This is a genomic window from Clostridium beijerinckii HUN142 (assembly GCF_000621745.1).
In the GTDB taxonomy this organism is placed as follows: domain Bacteria; phylum Bacillota; class Clostridia; order Clostridiales; family Clostridiaceae; genus Clostridium; species Clostridium beijerinckii_A.
Map to the genome: position 1 here is coordinate 128,354 of NZ_JHXK01000018.1, position 22,690 is coordinate 151,043.

General features: G+C 30.4%; 19 protein-coding genes. 1 reads left to right on the forward strand and 18 read right to left on the reverse strand.

What is annotated here, in order from left to right:
• Positions 1-36 precede the first annotated feature (36 nt).
• The 13 genes from ilvN to cdaA form a co-directional block, all read right to left on the reverse strand.
• On the reverse strand, positions 37-546 hold the full coding sequence (gene ilvN / locus T483_RS0109370) for an acetolactate synthase small subunit (protein WP_026886631.1): 510 nt from the start codon (positions 544-546) through the stop codon (positions 37-39).
• A gap of 540 nt (positions 547-1,086) precedes the next feature.
• Complete coding sequence (locus T483_RS0109375; protein ID WP_026886632.1) at positions 1,087-1,512, reverse strand: hypothetical protein; 426 nt, start codon at positions 1,510-1,512, stop codon at positions 1,087-1,089.
• A 310-nt stretch (positions 1,513-1,822) separates the two neighbouring features.
• Positions 1,823-3,169 (reverse strand): phosphoglucosamine mutase, encoded by a 1,347-nt coding sequence (gene glmM / locus T483_RS0109380; RefSeq protein ID WP_026886633.1) that lies wholly within the window; start codon positions 3,167-3,169, stop codon positions 1,823-1,825.
• 215 nt (positions 3,170-3,384) lie between these two features.
• Positions 3,385-3,693 carry a YerC/YecD family TrpR-related protein gene (locus tag T483_RS0109385; protein ID WP_023974792.1) on the reverse strand — a complete coding sequence of 103 codons (309 nt, stop codon included), beginning with the start codon at positions 3,691-3,693 and terminating at the stop codon, positions 3,385-3,387.
• A 416-nt stretch (positions 3,694-4,109) separates the two neighbouring features.
• Positions 4,110-4,946 (reverse strand): AIM24 family protein, encoded by an 837-nt coding sequence (locus tag T483_RS0109390; protein WP_026886634.1) that lies wholly within the window; start codon positions 4,944-4,946, stop codon positions 4,110-4,112.
• A gap of 42 nt (positions 4,947-4,988) precedes the next feature.
• Complete coding sequence (gene folK, locus T483_RS0109395) at positions 4,989-5,810, reverse strand: 2-amino-4-hydroxy-6-hydroxymethyldihydropteridine diphosphokinase (protein WP_026886635.1); 822 nt, start codon at positions 5,808-5,810, stop codon at positions 4,989-4,991.
• A 12-nt stretch (positions 5,811-5,822) separates the two neighbouring features.
• A complete protein-coding gene (gene folP / locus T483_RS0109400) occupies positions 5,823-6,632 on the reverse strand; it encodes a dihydropteroate synthase (RefSeq protein ID WP_026886636.1) in 810 nt (269 codons plus the stop codon).
• 16 nt (positions 6,633-6,648) lie between these two features.
• Complete coding sequence (locus T483_RS0109405; protein ID WP_026886637.1) at positions 6,649-7,122, reverse strand: HD domain-containing protein; 474 nt, start codon at positions 7,120-7,122, stop codon at positions 6,649-6,651.
• A gap of 147 nt (positions 7,123-7,269) precedes the next feature.
• Positions 7,270-8,337, reverse strand: a complete 1,068-nt coding sequence (buk, locus tag T483_RS0109410) for a butyrate kinase (RefSeq protein ID WP_026886638.1) — start codon at positions 8,335-8,337, stop codon at positions 7,270-7,272.
• A gap of 144 nt (positions 8,338-8,481) precedes the next feature.
• Entirely contained in the window at positions 8,482-9,399 is a 918-nt protein-coding gene (ptb, locus tag T483_RS0109415; RefSeq protein WP_278247418.1) for a phosphate butyryltransferase, read from the reverse strand.
• Between the two features lie 265 nt (positions 9,400-9,664).
• The gene (locus tag T483_RS0109420; protein ID WP_026886640.1) at positions 9,665-11,266 is read right to left on the reverse strand and encodes an NAD(P)/FAD-dependent oxidoreductase; all 1,602 of its coding nucleotides are present in this window, start codon (positions 11,264-11,266) and stop codon (positions 9,665-9,667) included.
• 171 nt (positions 11,267-11,437) lie between these two features.
• The gene (locus T483_RS0109425) at positions 11,438-12,658 is read right to left on the reverse strand and encodes a CdaR family protein (protein ID WP_026886641.1); all 1,221 of its coding nucleotides are present in this window, start codon (positions 12,656-12,658) and stop codon (positions 11,438-11,440) included.
• Complete coding sequence (cdaA, locus tag T483_RS0109430; protein WP_026886642.1) at positions 12,631-13,479, reverse strand: diadenylate cyclase CdaA; 849 nt, start codon at positions 13,477-13,479, stop codon at positions 12,631-12,633. The genes T483_RS0109425 and cdaA overlap by 28 nt, the downstream gene beginning before the upstream one ends.
• A gap of 241 nt (positions 13,480-13,720) precedes the next feature.
• Here cdaA and T483_RS0109435 point away from each other — a divergent pair, with 241 nt between their 5' ends.
• A complete protein-coding gene (locus T483_RS0109435; protein ID WP_026886643.1) occupies positions 13,721-14,326 on the forward strand; it encodes a cell wall hydrolase in 606 nt (201 codons plus the stop codon).
• Positions 14,327-14,396: 70 nt separating this feature from the next.
• On the opposite strand, the gene iadA is transcribed toward T483_RS0109435, so the two are convergent.
• From iadA to T483_RS0109460, 5 genes are all read right to left on the reverse strand, one after another.
• Entirely contained in the window at positions 14,397-15,572 is a 1,176-nt protein-coding gene (gene iadA, locus T483_RS0109440; protein WP_026886644.1) for a beta-aspartyl-peptidase, read from the reverse strand.
• A gap of 161 nt (positions 15,573-15,733) precedes the next feature.
• Entirely contained in the window at positions 15,734-16,999 is a 1,266-nt protein-coding gene (locus T483_RS0109445; protein ID WP_026886645.1) for a tetratricopeptide repeat protein, read from the reverse strand.
• Positions 17,000-17,150: 151 nt separating this feature from the next.
• Complete coding sequence (ptsP, locus tag T483_RS0109450) at positions 17,151-18,770, reverse strand: phosphoenolpyruvate--protein phosphotransferase (RefSeq protein WP_026886646.1); 1,620 nt, start codon at positions 18,768-18,770, stop codon at positions 17,151-17,153.
• A 230-nt stretch (positions 18,771-19,000) separates the two neighbouring features.
• The gene (locus T483_RS0109455) at positions 19,001-20,035 is read right to left on the reverse strand and encodes a ribonucleotide-diphosphate reductase subunit beta (RefSeq protein WP_026886647.1); all 1,035 of its coding nucleotides are present in this window, start codon (positions 20,033-20,035) and stop codon (positions 19,001-19,003) included.
• A gap of 263 nt (positions 20,036-20,298) precedes the next feature.
• Positions 20,299-22,530 (reverse strand): ribonucleoside-diphosphate reductase subunit alpha, encoded by a 2,232-nt coding sequence (locus tag T483_RS0109460; RefSeq protein WP_026886648.1) that lies wholly within the window; start codon positions 22,528-22,530, stop codon positions 20,299-20,301.
• Between the last annotated feature and the right edge of the window lie 160 nt (positions 22,531-22,690).

Sequence of the window (22,690 nt, forward strand, 5' to 3'; positions counted from 1 at the left end):
GCTTTATTGCTTTTAATTATTTGCAGTTATTATTCATCAGTAAGATTCAATTGAATTCTTTATAGTTTTCTCGCCTCTTTGCAGTGCTGTCACACCTGTTCTAACCAATTCTTCTATTCCATATTCATCCATTAAATTTATTAATGCTGATATTTTATTTTCATCCCCAGTTAATTCTATTGTTAAGGTATCTGTAGACAAGTCAACTATCTTGCTTCTAAAAATATTCACAGTCTCATTTATTGCTGCTCTATTTTCTGCATTTGCTTTTACTTTAATTAATACTAATTCCCTATAAACAGAGTCATCAGCTTTAAAGTTTATAACTCTTATCACATCTTCTAGTTTGCTCAATTGCTTCTTGACCTGCTCCAAAACATTATCGTCGCCCATAAGTGTGATTGTCATTCTTGAAATTGAAGGATCTTCAGTTCTACCAACAGTTAAACTATCAATGTTATATCCTCTTCTTGAAAACAATCCACTGACTCTACTCAAAACACCAGATGAATTCTTCACTAAGACAGATAATACATGCTTTTCCATCGCCTTCCCCCCTTAAAAATGGTTAAAAAAATCCACCCTTAATGATATAAATCATAAGAAGTGGGATAATATTCCGCCTTATATAATATCACTAGGTTCTAACAAACCCTTGCATATAACGGATGCACACCGGATATCTTTTACTCAAGGAACATTGTTCCCCTTTCTGGATTCTGCTCAGGAGTGATAATTATAAAGCTAAAGTATCGATTCTCACCAACCATCGACTCTCTGCAACTTATCTACTAGATAATTTTCTCCATCTCAGCATTTTTTATAGCTTAAGGACATATTTGATTTTCCTGTTAGACTAAATTGTACTCTCGGTTCTTATTGTTGTCAACGTTTTAGTAATATATTTTTCATTATCATTTTTTTATATATTTACAGCATACCAAAATTGACTATTTAATATTTTTTTGCGTATTTTTTTGTTTATTTATCAATACTTTATGACTTAATTTAATTATATTAATTATTAATATAGTTTTAATTAACAATTTAAATAAGAGCATCTTTTCTGACTTTTACCCCTAATTTCTACATTTTGCTAATTTTGCTTCCATAATCCTCCATATATTCAACCTCTTGAATGTTTGCTAAAACTGTATCCAGACTGTAATTGTATATGTTAAAGTTTATTTTGGCTTCGCATAACCTTGAAATTATTTCTTCTTTCTCATCTTCAAAGACTAACTCCTTATTAATTTCTTCAATGAATGATGCGGTTTTATATATTTCGCATTTTGCTCCCTCTTCAGCACCCAACTGTGTAAATACGTTGTACCTATATTCATCTCCGCCTATTTCAGTCGCATCGTTATAACCATCTTTATGGAAGACATCATCAAGCCTTAGTTCATAATATATATTGATATATGCTTTTGCTCCTTCTATGTCGTTAAATCCCTTACAGTTACCAGTTGGCATTACTACTAGATATTCATTATAAGGTTCTTTGTCCATATAAATACCTCCTTTTATCAACGTACTATTTTATATATTAATCTATTTATCCCCTTATTCATCACTTGTTATTCACAAAAAATTATGTGTAAAATTTAACAATAAAACCCGTATTTGTTTAAAATCAAAAAATACTTTTATAATGCATACTTTTGTATGTCCGCATCAAGCTTATAGTTTTACTTTACCTTACTTATGATAAACTTATAGGAATTTTTAATTAGTTTCATCTCCTCCGAATAGCTAAAAAAAGAGGAACTCATTTAATAGAATTCCTCTTAACAAAGTTATATATACTTTATTTATTTCATTAATTGTATTTCTTCTCGATTAAATTTGCTAAATTGTGAGCCATTTGATCTATTTCAACTTGATTTTCTCCCTCAAGCATTACTCTTACTAGCGGTTCAGTTCCAGATGGTCTTATAAGTACTCTTCCAACACCATTTAAAGCTTCCTCTATTTTTCTTATTTCATTTTGTATTTCATCATCTGTCAAATATAAATCTTTTTTATCATTTGGTATTGTTGCATTAGCTAAAACCTGTGGTAACTCTTTCATTATTGAACATAATTCAGATAATGTTTTTTCCTTTTTCTTAACTATCCCTGCAATTTGAAGCGCTGTTACTAATCCATCTCCAGTTGAATTATAGTCTAAAAATATAACATGCCCTGATTGTTCTCCACCTAAGACATATTTGCTTTTAACCATTTCTTCTAAAACATACCTATCTCCAACAGCAGTCTTTATAATGTTTATTTCTTCATTTTTACATGCAATATCTAGTCCAAGATTACTCATTACAGTTACAACTAATGTATCATCTTTTAGCTTACCAAGCTCTTTTAAATATTTTGCACATAGCATTAATATAAAATCGCCATTTATTAAATTACCTTTTTCATCGACAGCTAAGCATCTATCTGCGTCTCCATCAAAGGCAAAACCTAAATCGCATTTCTTTTTAATTACATACTCCATTAATTCTTCTGGATGCGTCGATCCACAATTTTCATTTATGTTTGTTCCATCTGGATTGTCATTAATTACGAATACATCAGCACCTAGTTCTCTAAATGCTTTTACTGATGATTTATATGCTGCTCCATTTGCACAATCTAAAGCTATCTTTAATCCTTTCAAGCTATAAGGTATAGTGTTCTTAGCAAATTCAATATAATCATCTAACGCTGATACTTCAATTGTCTCTCTTCCCAAATCTGTTCCTGTTGGACTTGGAACTCCTTCAAAATCACTTTCAATAACTCTTTGAATCTCATCTTCCAATTCATCCGAAAGCTTGTACCCTTTATCGTTAAAAAACTTGATCCCATTATATTCTACCGGATTGTGTGATGCAGAAATCATAACACCAGCATCTGCTCCATATTTCCTTGTCAAGTATGCAACAGCTGGTGTAGGTACTACGCCAAGCACTATTGCTTCAGCTCCAACTGATAATATTCCTGCTATTAATGCTGATTCTAACATATCTCCTGATATTCTCGTATCTTTTGCCACTAATATTTTAGGCTTATGAGCTCCTTCTGTTAATACATATGCTCCTGCTCTTCCAAGATCATATGCAATTCTTGCTGTTAATTCTGTATTTGCAACTCCTCTAACGCCATCAGTTCCAAACATTCTACCCATAATTTTACCTCACTTTTTTATTCTGTTATAGTCACTCAATTACTATAATATACTTAATCACTTACAATGGATAATATTATTTGTAATTTCTTCAGTGCCTACCTTAAATAGTATAATATTTTTAACACCTATTTACAATCTTCTCTTTATGTTATAATATTACTATTTCACAATAAATTACATATAATAATTATATTTTTAGAATCAGCATATATTTAGTCTATATTTTCATCTTTTAATCTTTCCAAAACCAAATTATATCCATCGCTTCCATAATTTAAACATCTATTAACTCTGCTAATCGTTGCAGTACTTGCTCCCGTTATTTCAGCTATTTCTGAATAAGTCTTTTTGCTTTTAAGTAACTTTGCTACATGCAATCTTTGTGCTAATGATTTAACTTCATTTATCGTAGCTACATCTTCAAAGAATTTATAGCATTCATCTATATCTTTAAGTTCTAGAATTGATTTAAAAAATAAATCTAATTCTTTACTTTTTAGCTTTGACTCTAAAGAACTCACTTTATCACCTCTTGTAACACTTATTTTCTCTTTAATTATAACCATCTAAAGCTCACTTTACAACTTTAATATATCAAAGCACATATTATGCATATGTTTTGTTAGCTGCATATTCGCTCTAACTAATTTATTGTCTCATTTAATCGGATAAACATTTATTCCAAACCATATATGTTAGGATAATAAATTCACATTTAAAACTCTAGTAAGTCAAGTACTTAATTAAGGCCAGAATGCAACTCTTACTTGTACCATACATTAACCATATTGATTGCTAAAGCACTCCATTATCAATACCTATTTTTAATATAAACCACATAAAACTTATAAAATAAAGAAGAAGCCTTTTATAAAATAAAATTTATAATAAACTTCTCCTTTAATCGAATTTCTAAAACATTCTTGACATATGCTAGCTATAAATCTTCAATATTACTAGTTGCATTTATATTACCTATTAAGTCTAATCCTTTAATATTTAAATCTTTGTATATGCTTTTTGTAGGTACTAGCCAAACTTCACCGGTACCTCTATATACATTAACCATACCTTCTCCACTAACTGCGGTCCCTATAACTGATTTAGATGACTTCTCCACTGAGAATTCTATGTTTCCTGTCCTTAAGATAGCAAAATTTCCATCTACCTTTAAAGTATCGTTAATTAATATACATTTAAATATTTCACTTTCTGGAACCGGGACTTTAAGAACAATTATTCCACTACCTTCTATCCTAGTTTGATACAATCCCTCATTTCCTAGAAACGCCGATGATACATTCTTTTGCATTGTTGCATTAACTTCTATACCTTCTTCACATGCATAAAACATATTATCTCCTATAACTATTTCGTCATCTTCTAGCTCTATCAATGCAAAATGACCAAAAGAGGGTTCTAAAAATATCTCTCCAGTCCCACTATAAGTAGGCCTAAATATATTTTCTCCTGTTAATTTACTTGATATTATTTTTTTACCAAGTCCCAATAGTCCACCTGATTTATTTGTTATTTGGATTTTTCCTTTCATATAGCTCAAAGAACCTGGCTCAAGTATTACCGAACTGTCTTCTAGCAATATTCTTACTTGCTTTAATTTTATTCCACTTTTTTTCATTATGTTAAGTCCCAAAGCAGTTTGAACATCAGTAGCTCCATCTAAATTCTCATATTCTAATATTTGAAATTTTGATTCATATTCCATTTCAGATAACATATTTAACTTGTTAGTAAACTTTAGTGAACTTCTCATAAAATTACCCCTACCTTATAATAAGTTATTTCATGTTTCTAATTAATTCTTCTTCTCTAACTCCTCTAAAAGAGTAAATACTCTCTTATTGAGCACAGGATGCATAAGATATGGTGCTATTTCGCTTAAAGGTTTTAATACAAATTCTCTCTCATGCATTCTTGGGTGTGGGAGAACTACCTTTTCATTTGAAGAAACTATTGAATCATACATAATAATATCCAGATCTATAGTTCTAGGTCCCCATTTTATAGTCCTCTTTCTATCTAGATCTGCTTCAATTCCAAGTAATACATCCATAAGTTCTTCTGCTTCTAATATAGTTTCTATTTCCACAACACCATTTAAAAAATCTTCCTGTTCTAAGTATCCCCATGGTTTTGTTTTAATAAACGATGACTTTCTTATTATTTCAATATTTTTTTCTGCAGATATTTTATTTATTGCATCTTCTAAATATTGTTCTTTATTCCCAATATTAGATCCTAAACTTATATATGCTTTGTGCCTTCTTCTTTCAATCATTATTTCTACAGTATCTAAATGTTTTTTTATAGGTGCCCAGGGCTTTTTTAAAAACACCTTAACCCCTTCTATTATCTTATATTCATTAAGAATAAAGTCAGCTAAATTTAAAGTTGCTGTTTCTATAAGATCATAGTTCTTTCTTTTAAATTCATCTTCAATTTTTTCACACAATTCACCATAATGAACTGTTTTAGTTAAATCTCCAGTTTTTCCTGCTAATTTTAAATCTATATCTAGCTCAAAAGATAAAATGAACTTTTGACCTAATCTTTTTTCCTCTTCGAAAACTCCATGAAAGCCAAATAACTCTAACTCCCTTATATACATCTTATCCAAAACTCATCCATCCTATCTTCTTACGATTATATCAGTCATCTTTGCTGCTCTTGAATTTTCAAGCACATCATGAACTCTTACAAAATCACAAGCATCTTTCATTATTCCAATAACTGTTGTTGCAACTGTCCCCTCTATTCTTTCCTCTACAGGCAAATTAAGAGCTAATCCTATCATGGACTTTCTGGAAGTTCCAAGCAATATCGGATATGCCAACTCTTTGATTCTTTCTAAGTTATTCATAGTCTCTAAATTTTGTTCATAAGTCTTTCCGAAACCTATACCTGGATCTAATATTATATTTTCATCTTTTACTCCAGCATCCTTAGCAATATTAATACATTCTTTCAAATCATTTAATATATCTTCCACTAAATTTTTATACTCTGTATTATCTCTATTATGCATTAGACAACAAGGTACATTATATTTTGCCGCAACTTTTGCCATATCTTTATCTTTTTTAAATCCCCATATATCATTAATAAGGTTCGCACCAGCTTGTATTGCCTGCTCTGCAACTTTAGCTTTATATGTATCTATTGATACTGGTATATCAAAATTTTCTTTTATAGCTTTTATTATAGGTACAACTCTTGAAACTTCTTCTTCTTCACTTACTATCTCATATCCAGGTCTTGTAGATTCCCCTCCTATATCTATTATGTCAGCTCCATTATCTATCATTTCTTTCACATGTTTTACAGCAACATCGATGTCATTAAATTTTCCTCCATCTGAGAAAGAATCTGGAGTAAAATTTAATATTCCCATAATATATGTTCTTTCCCCTATATTAAATTCCTTACTTCCTATTTTCATTAACTTATAGCTCCTTCTAATAATATATTTTAAAATTTTTCTTTTCATCTCCCCAATTACATTCATCAATAGACTTACAGCTAATACATAGCCTTGAGAGTTTATCAGCTCTATACATGAGCTGTGCAAAGTTTTCACTTTTTTTATCTCTATGACCTAGTATTCCTTGTTTTATAATTTCAATTTCTTCCTCATTATATCTGTAATTATGTAAAATTTCTTTTGAAATCTCCCATGATGCTATTTCATGAGGTGTTCCATTTTCATACTGAAGCGACTTTCCTATATCATGGAGAATTGCAGTAGTATATATAATTTCTTTGTTAAATCCTAGACTTTCTTCGAGATTTATTAATTGTGCTATTCGTGCTACATCTAAAAAGTGTTTTAAATTATGCTTGCAAAATTTTCTATCTTTTTCAAACTTTTTATTTCTTTTTATATAATATATATATTCTGTGTCATTCAAAATACAATTAAATCTATCCATATCATACCCCAATTAAACTTATTCTTTACTAAATATCATTACGATTATTTTATTATATCATTTGGCCACAGTTTAGTGATATAAATATAAGGATTTTGTATAAATAAAAAATGCACCTAGAAAATATCTCTAGGTGCATTTTTACTTCTAATAAACTTTAGCTTGTTCTTCTCCATCAAGTACTCTTATAGCACCTTGAGCTAGAGCAAGTAATTCATCTTCTCCAGGATAAACTGTAACTGGGGCTATCCATTCAACCTTTTCTTTAAGGTCCGGAACAAGTGTTGGAGAGTATGCAATTCCTCCGGTAAAAATAATCTGATCAACTTTACCTTCTAATACAACTGACATTTCTCCAATTGCCTTTGAAATTTGATAAACAAATGCTTTATATATTGATTCACATTCCTTATCTCCTGATTCCATATTATCAATAACACCTTTTACATCATTTGTGTTTAGATAACCAACAAATCCACCTTTTCCTACAACCTTGCCATATACTTCTGCCTCACTATATTTTCCACTAAAACACATTTTAACCAAATCACCAATTGGAACTGATCCAGCTCTTTCTGGTGAGAATGGGCCATCTCCATCCAATGCATTGTTAACATCTACAACTTTTCCATGATTGTGAGCACCAACTGAAACGCCTCCACCCATATGTACAACTACAAGATTTAAGTTTTCATATCCTTGTCCGCTTTCTTTTCCATATCTTTTAGCTACTGCTTTTTGATTTAAAGCATGAAATTTACTTTTTCTTGGCAATTCTGGTACTCCGGATAATCTTGCTACATCTGCTAACTCATCTGTAACAACTGGATCTACTATAAATGATGGAATATTTAACTCATCCCCAATTGACTTAGCAATTATTCCGCCAAGATTAGAGGCATGAGGTCCTTGAACACCAACTTTTAAATCTTCCACCATTGCATCATTTACTGCATATGTTCCACCTTCAACTGGTCTAAGCATTCCGCCTCTACCAACAATAGCACTTAGAGTCTTTATATCAAAATTCTTTTCTTTAAGAACATTTAATATAACTTCTTTTCTAAATTCGAATTGATCATATATTGTATCATATCTCTTTATTTCTTCATTTGTGTGTCTTAAAGTTTCTTCAAATAGTTCCTTTTCACCTTCGTAAACACCAATTTTTGTTGATGTTGAACCCGGATTAATTATTAATAGCTTATATGACATTCTGAATCCCCCTTAAATTTAATGCATTCTATACAGTCTCAATGCATAATCTTCGGAAGAAATTATTATAGAATCTAAAAGTGCATTGCAAATTCCATATAAATCTCTCCATTAATTATGCATTAATAATTATGGATTGATTTATTACTTATTCCTTGCTGCAACTAATGCTGCAAGAGCAATTGAATTAACTTTAGTTTCGAACGAATCCGCTCTTGAAGTTAAAATTACTGGTGCTGATGTACCTACTAAAAGTCCACCATTTCTTGATTTTGAGAAATATGTTAATGTCTTATACATTACATTTGCGGCTTCTATATTTGGTAATAATAATATATCTGCTTTACCTGCTACTGATCCTGTAACGCCTTTATGATGAGCTGCTTCTTCTGATATCGCATTATCTAAGGCAAAAGGTCCATCAATTATGCATCCTTTAATTTGTCCTCTATCACTCATTTTAGCTAATAATGCAGCATCAACTGTTGATTGCATACTTGTATTTACAACTTCAACTGGGCATATAGGTGCTATTCTTGGAACATCTATTCCGCATGCATGAGCAACTACAACTGCATTGTTTATCATTCCAACTTTATCTTTAAATTCTGGGTATGTATTAAATGCTGCATCAGTTAAAAATAATAGTCTATCCCAACCTTCCACATCAAACACAGCTACATGTGACATTAATTTTCCTGTTCTAAGACCAACTTCTTTATTTAATACACTTCTTAAAAATGTTGCAGTATCAACTAGACCTTTCATTAACATATCTGCATGACCACTTGAAACTAATTTTACTGCTTCTAATGTTGCTTTCTTTGGATCTTTAATATCCATTATTTCATAATCAGATAAATCCAAATTTATTTTCTTTGCAATCTCATGAATTTGTTGTTTATCTCCAACTAATATTGCTTCTGCTATGTTATTTTCTGTCGCTTCTTTTATAGCTTCTAATACTGGTTCATCTTGTGCTACAGCCACAGCCACTTTTTTGGTTGGAACTTCTTTTAATCTTGATAATAACTCATCAAAGTTTTTACTCATTTTCTGCACCTCTACTTTAATAATTTTTAACTTTATATATAATTAATTTAATTGTTTGTTAAATTTGTGTCAATCAATGCTATGAATATTTCTTTATACCTTATTGTAACAAAAAATTACTGGAAATGTTGAATTTTCAGAATATTATTTTTATTATCTTACTAAATTTACATATTTATTTTTATAAAATTTTACAACATGATGAGTGAGATATGATATATCTTCCTCATCTTCTGAAAAGATTATACTAATCCCACTCATATTATCTATAATCTTACTTTGGTAAATCAAACTTTTCAATTATATGTTCGGCTACTTTTATCCCATCAACAGCCGCTGATATTATACCGCCTGCAAAGCCTGCACCTTCTCCGGTTGGATAAAGTCCACATACATTTATACTTTCAAGCGAAGCATTTCTATTTAATCTAACTGGTGCTGATGTTCTTGTTTCAATTCCAGTTAATATTGCATCTTCTCTTGCATATCCTTTTATCTTTTTATCAAAATTTATAATTCCTTCTTTAAGAGCTTCTACAACATAATCAGGTAGACATTGTTTTAATTCCCTAAATTCATACCCTGCAGTATAACTCGGGATGACCTCTCCTAGTTTAGTTGACACTCTATCCTTCATGAAGTCTCCTACTAATTGAACAGGCGCTTTATACTTTCCACCACCTAGCTTAAATGCTAAACTTTCATAATGCCTTTGAAATTCCATTCCTCTGAGTGGTGAACTTCCTTCAAAATCTTCTGGAGATACAGTTACCACTAGTGCTGAATTTGCATTATCTAAATCCCTTGCATGATAACTCATACCATTAGATACAAGCCTTCCTTCCTCTGATGATGCTGCAACTACCACTCCACCGGGGCACATACAAAAAGAATATACACCTCTTTTTAGCTTCTCACTTTGATATGTAAGTCTATAATCTGCCGCATGTAATTTAGGATGATTATGATTATCTCCATATTGGTTAACATTTATTAATTCTTGTGGATGTTCAATCCTTACCCCTATGGCAAATGCCTTTGCATCCATTGATACATTTTCTTTATGTAACATTTCATATGTATCTCGTGAACTGTGCCCTATAGCGAGCACTAAAGCCTCACATGGAATATCCTTTCCATTAACAGCTATACTCTCTAGTTTACCCTCTTTATATGTTATCTTCTCTAACTTAGAATTAAAATTAACCTCTCCACCAAGTCTCTTTATTTCCTCTCTTATATTCTTAACCACACCTTTTAAGAGATCTGTTCCAACATGAGCCTTGCTCTCATATTTAATTTCTGCTGGTGCCCCTGCTTTTATTAGTTCATCGAGAACAAATGAACACCTATGATCTTTAATTCTGGTAGTTAATTTCCCGTCAGAAAATGTACCTGCTCCTCCTTCTCCAAATTGAACATTTGATTCTAAATTAAGATCTCCATTCTTCCAAAACTTTTCCACAGTTTCTGTTCTTTTATCTACATCTTCCCCACGTTCATACACAACTGGTTTATATCCATACCTTGCTAATGTTAATGCTGCGAAAATTCCTGCTGGACCAAATCCTACAACTACTGGTCTAGCTTTAAATTCTTCAGTTCCACCTTTTATTGATTCAACTTCTCTAATTTCCTCAAAACTTATATCTTTATCGTGTATCTTTGATAATAACTTTTTCTCTTTATTGCAAAATACATTAACGCTAAAGTTTATTTTTATATCATTCTTTTTTCTTGCATCTATACTTCTCTTAATTATATCTAACCTGCTAATATCTTCTTTTGATACATTTAGCTTTTTACAGATTTTTTTTTCTAAAGTACTCAAATCATCATCTAAACTTAGATTTATATTATTTATTCTTATAGCCACAGACTTTTCACCATATCCTTTCAACAATAAACCTATAATCATACATCTATTCAGTCAAACTTCATATTTTATTTATTATTCCCAATCCTATCTTTCTCCAAACTAATTCAAAAAAATTATATCATAAAAAATCACAGTATTAACAAATTAATTAATACTGTGATTTTATTATTATCCTTTTTTCTTTATTGTTACGCTAACATTTCCAACATCTGATACTGTTACATTATTAGCATTAGCAAGTGTTGCCTGCGGTGTATAATCAAAAGTTCCTTCTTCTTTTATACTAGCTAAATCTAGTATAACGCTTATATTTTGTGAACTTACTTTATCTAATGCTTCTTGTGTACCTGATAACTTTACATTAGCTGTTAAATTTTGATTTGCTACCAAAAATGCATCATTTAAATTCTTGTACTGAACATTGCATTCTATATTTTTAGTTACATTCTCTTCTTTTTTTAGTTTAAATTTAGCCTTGATAACTCCATCTCCATCCCCCATTGAAATCCCCTCTGGTAAATTAAGTTTAACATCAACTTCACTATCAGGCTGCAAAGACGACATGTCCACGGCTTCTGTATCTATTGACTCCAACTTACCTAAAATCTGACTATCACCTAAAATAGTTACGTTATTTCTACTTAGTTCATAACCATCTAAAACGAATCCTTGAGGCACATTTCCTGTAGTCTTTAAATTAATTGGTACACTCTTACCATTTGTTACTGTAATTGATAGCTTTGCAGTTTTAATATTAGATTCAATATTGCTAATTGCATTTCCAAATGAATCCATAAACTGTATATTATAATCACCTTGCTTATTTTTATCTACATCCTTTTCTTCACCAGTCAGAATGGCTTCGGTAACCTTATCTACAGAACTTTTTCCTCCCGTTATTGTTACAGTCTTTGGATTTATAGTTTGCTCTTTTTCATAAATATTCTCTTTATAAGTTACTTTTACTTTTGAGCTTATTGTAAGCTCCTTTTGAGTCAATTCTTCTAAATTGACTTTTATACCTAAAATTCCGTTATTTTTTATAGTTATATTTTCAGGGTAACTCACTATTTGGACTGGTATAGTGTTTTCTCCTACTTTTAAAGCATAGGCTGACATATCAGCTACAATCTTAAAATCCTCTTTTTTTACCTTCAATATTTCACTTGATGGACCTTCTAATTTTAAATCTACCGTAAATGGCTGCTTATTTACAATTGCAAATTTTGAATCCACTAGAGAATCTTCATTAGTTAATTCTACTGGTATTCCTTTTAATTCATAAGTCCTGAGCGGGTTCTCAACATTCGAGATATATAGCCACAGAACCACTGATAACAGTAAACAAATAATTTTAACAATTAACGTTCCGTTTTCACTTTTATCCATGACCTCACCTTCTCTCCCGCAGTTTTAACTTTTTTCTGATTTCTATTTTCTACTACCTTAGTTAGTATAAGTTTCAATCTATCTTTATCATAGCCTCGTGTAATTTTCCCATTAATCGCTAGCGACACTACACCTGTTTCTTCAGATACGATTATAACCAATGCATCGGATACTTCAGATAAACCTATTGCTGCCCTATGCCTTGTTCCCAACTTCTTATTTATAGAATTATTACTAGTAAGCGGTAAAACGCATCCAGATGCTAAAATTCTATTATTTCTTATTATTGTTGCTCCATCATGTAGAGGAGTGTTAACAACAAATATATTTTCCAAAAGATTCGAGGTGATTTTGGCGTCTAATACGGTTCCTGCACCAATTAATTCGTTTAAACCAGTGCTTTGCTCCATTACAATTAGAGCTCCTGTTTTACTCTCTGCTAAGTTTTGTACCGCAATTGTAATTTCATTAATCATAGTATTAAAATCTTCTCTATTATTAAGATAATGATCATCAAAAGCACTTCTTCCCAAATGTTCTAAAGCCCTTCTAATCTCTGGTTGAAAAATTATAACTACAGATAATACCCCTATGGTTAATGTTTTATTTAGTATAAAATATAACATATCTAACTTTAATAAATAACTAATTGGAATAAGTGCTATGATTAATACTATTCCCTTTAATAATTGCTCTGCCCTTGTTTCCTTTATTAACATATATCCTTTATAAAATATATAGGATACTACTAGTATATCTAATATGGACCATATCGATATATTAGAAAAGCTTTTTACTAACATTGTTAAAAGTTCTTGCAAATTTCTCACCTCTTTTTCTCTCACAATAAAATTATACAACAAATACTATGATATTAGATATAAAGAGAATTATTATTTTCTTACTTTTTAATTATTTTTATAGTAATTTTTTATTAATCTTAATTAATTATAGTTTATATCGTTATAAAACCCTATAAATGATTATAAGAATAAATAGTGTATATAATTACTTTCTTTGGCAATAATATTATTTGTTGCACTATACCGAAGGAGGTTTTTTATGAAAAAGACATATAGTATTTTTGTAACTGCTTTAATACTATATCTTTCCGTTATTAATATAAATCCAGCATTTGCGTCTAATTTAGCTGGATCTTATAGTGAGACTAAGACTACTTATGAAAATCAAAAAATGAGAGTAAACTATTTAAGTACTAATATAAACAGTTCTCAATCTAATGAGAAAAACAATGGAGTTTTAGAAGTTTTCAAACATGATACTCAACAATTATATATAACGGGTGAAGATATAGATCTAATGGCAAAACTTGTATTTGCTGAAAGCGGTGGTGAACCATATGCTGGAAAGGTTGCTGTAGCTTCTGTAGTATTAAATCGTACTATTGATCCTCATTTCCCAAATACTATCAGAGAAGTTATATTCCAAAAAAATGCCTTTTCTTGCGTTAAGAATGGTAAAATAACCGCTAATCCAGATCAAGATTGCTATAATGCAGTATACGATGCGATTAGGGGCGCTGATCCAACAAATGATGCCTTATTTTTCTATAATCCGGCTACCGCAACATGTCATTGGATGAAAGAAACACAAAAAGTAAATGAAAAAATTATAGGGCATCACACTTTTTTCAAAGTAAAAGTGTAGCCTCTATATATTAATTTAAAAATAATGGGTTATATCAAATAAAAATGATATAACCCATCTCTTATTATAATTACTTTTCAAAAAATCCTTTTACCATTACTTTTCCATTCTCCATCATTTTCTTTCCATTTGCGAAAACCATTTCTATATCTAAGGACTTTTCGTCCACTATTACTAAATCTGCATCTTTTCCTGCCTCAACCATTCCTTTATTACTAAATTTCATGATTGATGCAACATTTGATGTTACTACTTTAATTGCGTCCTCAATTGGCACATTTTGTTCAGTAATTGCATATTTAATTTCCCTATATAATGTTGAAACTGAGCAAATTTCATATCCTTCTAACTTTCCGTCTTTATCAAATTTCTCCATACTTCCATTTCCATCTGAAGTAAAAGTTATATGATCTATAGGCAATTTTTCATCTAAATACTTTTTTAACCCTTCACCAGCTCTAAGTTCACCTTCTGCTAAATTTTCTAGGTCGCAGCTGGTTGTTAAGTCAATAAAACCACCTTTTTTAACATATTCTAATCCTTCCTTAAATAGCTTACCGTTTCTGTTAATATGAGTCGGTAACAACTGAGTTTCAGGAATTTCCGTCTTATCTAGCAATTCAAATAAATAGTTTAATTTCCTGTCCCCTTCGCCTAAATGTATATTAACAATTCCACACTTGTTTGATAGAAGACCTCCAACTCTACTTTCTGCTACTGCGTTTGCAAATACTTCAAATGTTTGCTGAGAACTTCTATGATCTGAAATAGCTATCTCCCCTATTCCAATTATTTCTTCAATCAACATTAAATCGCTTTTAATTGAATCTGTTACAGTCTTAACAGGCAACTCATACGAACCAGTTAAGCAGTATGCAGACATACCATCTTGCTTTAACGCTTTTGCTTTTGCTATCAATGCTTTCATGCTTCTGCATATTCCATCCGTTCCTATACATCCTACAACCGTAGTTATTCCTGCCTTAACCAAACTAGACAATGGCATTTCAGGTGTCCTTGTATTATATCCACCTTCGCCTCCAGCACCTATAATATGAACATGGCCATCTATAAACCCTGGAAAAAGTAATTTATTTCTTCCATCAATAACCTCAATATCTATAGGCGCATTTTTAATATTAAGATTGTCATATATTCCTTCTATTTTCCCCCCGGCTATCATAATATCTTTTATTCCAAGGTTCTTAGGTGCATACACATTACATCCTTTAATTATTGAAATCATATTTTCACCTATCCTTTATTTTAAATAAATACTCTAAATCATCACATCTAATAATAAAATGCCGATTATGTGATTATCTTTTCCTAATAGATATATTAATATGACAGTAATTTGCTTTTAAATTAAGAAGAATAAGTAATTTTTAATTTGAAACTTATTTCTTATTCCTTAAGTATATTTTTTATATTATTATTAGCATACATTGAATCTGGATAATTATTTATTAGTATACTTGCATACTGCTTACTCTTATCCTTATTTATAGAACTGTTTAATAATACCAGATCATAGAGTGCTTCCTCTACATATACACCATTAGGATACTGACTATAATATTCCTCATATTGCTTTATAGCTGCAGAGTTGTCAGATAGCTTTGAAGAGCTGCTTGCTCTATAAAATAATATATGTTCTTTTAAACTATTTCCTTCACAGTATGCATACGCTTTATCTAAAAAAACTTTAGCATCTGAATATTTATTTTCATTAAAACTCTTTAATCCATTTTCATAAAATATTGAAACGCCTTGATCTTTCATTAAAGCAACGGCTTGCTTGTATACTTCCTGATCATCACTACCTATAGATTCTTGCTTAATATCCTTTAGTTGCTCATATATGCCATCCAAATCATTGTTATTTATTAATTCTATTATTTTATCCTTATTAAAGTTAATACTACCATGTTCATCTTTCACTTCTTCTTTTAAGCTTTCTGAACCAGATTCTGTATTATCCTTTGTCTCATATGTATCAGCTTCTTTATTAATATCACTTTCATCTTTCGTTGTTTCTTCAACAGTATTATTTAAACTCTTATATTTTGATACAGCTGCATATCCACCCACTACAATAGCGGCCACTATAACTATAATTATTATTCCAAATAACCCCTTTGAGGAGTTTCTTTCCTCTATAAATGTTCCACTGTCTTTCAATTCTTTCTCGATATTTTTTGCTGTAATTGCATTCTTATCGACATTTAGTGCTTTCTCTGCATATTCTCTTGCTCTATAAAAATCACCTTTTTTTTGATAACACATAGCGATTCCAGTATTCACCTTAATAGAATTAAAATCACTTTCTGCACATCTCATAAATATGTCTAATGCTTTATCAACCTTTAACTGCTTTAGCGCCTGCTCTCCTTGTCTGTATAACTCTAATCGCTTTCTATCTACGATCGAATCATTTACGTAACTTTTTGCAATACTATCGTTATTTAAGTCACTATTCATTTTCCATACTGTAATTGCTTCGTCTAAATTACCCTTTTGATATAATAAGAGCCCTTTAAAGTTTAATACATCTGGATTATCCAAACCTTCTAGTAATATATCTTCACATATCTCTAAAGCCTTATCTATTTGTCCCATCTCATAGTAACTCATAGCTTTGTCATGAGCCCTTTTAACCTTTTTATTCATAAGATTCCCCTTTGTTATTCTTAGTGCAATATGTTTTATTCTTTCATAATATATATTATATCGCACTCAATTATAATAATTAAATATAAAAATTAAAGCTACCTCAATTAATTTTGAGATAGCCTTAATTACATAAACGATATATTATATATTATTCTTGTTCTAACATTATCTTTTTAGCATTTAAGATTGATGTAGCACTCATTGAGAATTCATCTAATCCATATTCAACTAATGTTGCGATAGCTGCTTCATCTCCAGCCATTTCTCCACACATTCCAACCCATTTACCATGTTTATGAGCTCCATCAATAGTCATCTTTATTAATCTTAATACTGCTGGATGCATTGGATTATAAAGATACGAAACCTTTTCGCTCATTCTATCAGCTGCTAATGTGTATTGAATTAAATCATTAGTTCCTATTGAGAAGAAATCAACATGCTTAGCTAATTCATCTGCATAAACTGCTGCTGCTGGAATTTCAACCATTATACCCCATTGAATCTTTTCTGAGTATTCTTTTCCTTCAGCTTTTAATTCTGCCTTACATTCTTCAACAACTTCTCTTGCTTGCTCAAATTCTTCTAAACCAGAAATCATTGGGAACATAACTGCAAGATTTCCATATATAGAAGCTCTAAGCAATGCTCTTAACTGAACTTTAAATATGTCTTTTCTATCTAAGCAAAGTCTTATTGCTCTATATCCTAAGAATGGATTCATTTCTTCTGGTAATGGTAAATATGGAAGCGTTTTATCTCCTCCGATGTCTAAAGTTCTTATAACAACTTGTTTACCTTCCATTTTTTCAAGAACGAATTTATATGATTCATATTGTTCGTCTTCTGTTGGAGCACTATCTCTATCCATATATAAGAATTCTGTTCTGAATAATCCTACACCGTCTCCACCATTTGCCAAAACACCTAATACATCTTCTGGCTTACCGATATTTCCGCAAACTTCTATTCTTCTACCTGATTTAGTAGTTGTTTTAACATCAATTAATTTCTTTAATTCCTCTTGTTCTGCTTGGAATTTTGCTTTTTTCTCTTTATATTCTGCTAAAACTTCTTCTGATGGATTTATAATAACATCTCCTGTTATTCCATCAACTATAACTGCATCTCCTGTTTTAACAGCTGTAGTTATATCACCTAATCCAAGTACTGCTGGAATTTCTAAAGTTCTAGCCATTATAGCTGCATGTGAAGTTCTTCCACCTATATTAGTTATAAATCCAACAACCTTAGTTCTATCTAGTCCTGCTGTATCAGATGGAGTTAAATCGTGAGCTACAACTACTGTGTTTTCTTCAGTAATTGCAAAAGAATCTCCGCCCTTACCTGCAAAATTTGATAATATTCTCTTAGATACATCTTTAATATCAGCAGCTCTTTCCCTCATATATTCATTATCCATAGATTCGAATATAGCGACAAAAGTATTAGCCACACTCTCAATAGCCTTTAATCCATTTAAGCTATTGTTTTCAATTTCCATCATCATTGCTCCAGTAAATTCTGGATCATCTAGTAATGTAATGTGTGCTTCAAATACAGCCGCTTTCTCTGCACCCATTTCTTTTTCTGCCTTATCTTTAATAGCTTCTAATTGTGTTTTAGAATCATCTAATGCTTTTTGCATCTTTGCTTTTTCTGCATCTATATCTGCAATCTTACTATCATTTATAATGATTTCCTCATGCTCTTGTAAAAATACTTTTCCTATTGCATATCCTTTAGAAGCAGCAATACCTTTTTTCATAATATGGAACTCCTCCTTGATTGTAAATTTCATTTATTAAGTAAGTATTTCTTACATTAATTCGTGTATCTGTAAATTTTATTTTAAGTATAAACCTTTTCTATTATAACATAATTCACAAAAAAATTAACTTAAATTTAATCGTTTTTTATGATTTTTACTAAAAAAAGTATCTCTTCATTTATTCATTACTATTTATTTCCTATTATTTTTATATTTTATAAATTTATTTATAAATCATCAATTAAAGTTGTTATTTTTGCATATGCTGTAGATCTTGCTTCGAAGAAATCAGTTTTAACAGAATTTGCATTTGATTGAGTATCTACCCATGAAGCTGGGTTCTTATCTTGATCTTTGAATAATGGAGATAAATTTATTTCTTTTAATCTTTTATTTCCTAAATATTTTATATAACTTTCAATTAATTGTTTATTTATCCCTTGTATCTTATCACCTATAACATAATGTCCCCATAAAATTTCTTGTTCTACACCAATCTTCATCATATTCCTTAATTCATTTTTTGTATCTTCAGTAAATAGCTCTGGATTTTCATTTTGTAACTCTTTTATAATATTTCTAAAAAGCCAAAGATGAGTATTTTCATCCCTATTTATATATCTAATTTCCTGTGCAGACCCTGGCATCTTACCGTTTCTCTCCAAGTTGTAGAAAAACATAAATCCAGAATAAAAATATATACCTTCTAATATATAGTTAGCCATAAGTGTTCTCAACAAATTGTATCCTGTTGGATTCTCTATAAATTCATTATATAGGTCTCCTATAAATTTATTTCTGTTCAAGAGTATCTCATCATCTTTCCACTGATATAATATTTCATTTCTCTTTTCAGGAGAACATATACTATCAAGCATATAGCTATAGCTTTGTGAATGAACTGCCTCTTGAAAACTTTGAATTGTTAAACAAAGGTTTATCTCACTTGCCGTTATATAATTATTTATATTACTTAAGTTTGCTGTTTGTATAGAATCTAGGAATATTAAAAATGACAATATTTTATCATATGCGATTCTTTCTTCTTCTAATAAGTTTTGATAATCCTTTAAATCTTGCGAAAGATTTACTTCCTCGGGTATCCAGAAATTATTCATTCCTTGTCTATACCAGTCTGAAACCCAGCTATATTTCATATTATTAAAATCATTTAAATTCGTAGTATTTCCATTTATAATTCTCTTTTTACTGATTTCTCTATCTCCAAATTCATTAAAAAGAGGTTTTTTATTTATAATCATATCTACACCCCTAATCTCTAATCATTAATTACTATATAGCTAACATGTGTTAGTTATATAGTAACTAATACTAAATATTTCATACTTAAATAAAACATAATTATTCATTTATATATTCTTTTTTCATAAATTCAAGTGACCAACTAATATTTAAGGAACTAAATAAGCTTGATAACCCAAATATAAGATTTGAGTTCTTTGCTTATTAATTCACTATGTATAACTTCTGCTGACCAAGTACTGTCACGGAACATAAAGCACACTTATGCTGAACAAGTTTCACATTCCGTCACTTCCAATGACTTTGATCTAACATAATATATAGATTTAACTCCACATTTACAAGCCTCTATATATAAGTTCATTATTTGCCTCATTGTATAGCTATTCGTTATATATAAATTAAAGGATTGGCCTTGATCTATATGCCTTTGACGTATTCCATTCATTTTAACACACCACATTTGTTCTATATTATAAGCTGAATTATAATACCAATAATTATCTTCTGAAAGATTTGGTGCAGTCTTAGGAATTATACTTCCCTTCTTTTCTTCTAAATAAAATCTTGCCATAATAGGATCAATTCCTTCTGTTGTCCCTGCAATTGTTGCCGTCGAACCATTTGGAGCTACTGCAATTAAATATCCATTTCTTGTTCCGAATTTGTGAACTAACTCCTTTAGTTCATTCCATTTGGAACTATTGTAGTTTCTTAATCTAAAATACTCTCCAGTATCCCAATCAGATTCCTTAAATAATTCATAACAACCTTTTTCTTTTGATATTTTCATACTAGCCTTTATAGCATAGTAGTTTATCTTCTCGTAGACTTTATCCACAAAACTTTTATGCTCTTCTTCTGTCCAATGTATCTTATTATTAACAAGCATATGATGATATCCGCTAGTCCCAAGACCTATTGCCCTATACTTTTTATTAGTAATCTCAGCAAAAGGAACTGAATAATAGTTTAAATCAATTACATTATCCATTGCTCTAATCTGAGTTTCAACAACATATTCTACTTCCTCATCATTGCACACATCTATATTTCCAAGCACTACTGATGAAAGATTACATACAACAAAATCTCCTGGTATTATTTTCTCAACTACTGCATATTCATCTTTATCACTAAGAATTTGACTCTTTTGTATCTTCATTGGGCTCATATTCTGCATGATTTCAGTACATAAATTTGAAGAATATATCATTCCTTTATGCTTATTAGGATTCATCTTATTTGTAATATCTCTATAAAATGCAAATGGTGCTCCTGTTTCAACCGCACTCTTTATTATTAATCTCACTAAATCTTTTACTGACATTACTCTTTTCTCTATTCGCTCATCACTTACACATTCATAATACTTTTCTTCCCATTGATCTCCATAAAAATCTTCTAATGCATATCCTTTAACTGCCTTAATCTCATGTGGGCACATCATATACCAATTAGCATCTATATCGCTTTCAGCAAGCCTCCAAAATAGATCTGGATAGCAAATGCCTGGAAATACATCGTGTGCCTTTTTTCTATCATCCCCATTATTAGTCCTTATTTGAAGAAACTCAGGAATATCCTTATGCCATGCATCTAACCATATTGCCACCGAGCCATTTCTAACACCTAATTGATCTACAGCTATTGCTGTATCATTAAATAATTTAACCCATGGTATTACCCCTCCAGACGCTCCCTTAAATCCTCTTATTGGCGAACCTAATGCTCTAATTTTCCCCATATAGATACCCATTCCACCACCGAATTTAGATACTTTAGCAAAATTATCAAGCGATTTATAGATTCCCTCTAAACTATCTTCCACTGAATCTATAAAGCATGAACTTAATTGATAAAATGGCTTTCGTGCATTAGACATTGTCGGAGTCGCCATAGTTGCTTTTAATGAGCTAAGTACATCATAAAATCTCTTTGCCCAATATACTCTATTTTCTTCTTTCTCTGGAATTGCAAGATGCATAGCTATTCCCATAAACATTTGCTGAGGAAGCTCTATGGGATTTCTATTATAATCTTGAACTAAATATCTACTTGCTAAAAGGTTTATTCCGCTATAATTAAATAAAAAGTCTCTTTCTGGCTTTATATCCTTTTCCAGTTCTAAAATATCATCTCTTGAGTAATTTTTTAATATATATTCTCCATAAAGACCTTTTTCAGTTAGATACTCAATAAATTCGTAATAATCCTGGTATAAATTCTTACCATTTTCTAAATCTCTAGAATTTCTAACTCTATCATAAAGTTCATGCGTATATGCCCTAGAGGCCACATATTGCCAATTTGGTTCCATATCTGTAGTTAATTCTAGTGATACTTGTATTAATGAATTTCTTATTTCTCTTTTATTCATATCTTTTCTTATAATTTGATTTAACGCATCTAATAGTTTATCTTCTGTATAAATCCCCTCATTATCTTTAATTGCATTAATAGCATCTTTGCATAATTCACTCAAAAGCGACATTTAGTTATCTCTCCCTACTACATATTGTGTTTTTTGTATATAATTTATTTCTCCTATACAATATATCGTATATTATAATTGTTAGCATGATAATTGTAAAACCTTAAAATTTATAGATATATATGAAAAAAGTAGCTAATCTTTAGTTTTCTATAGATTA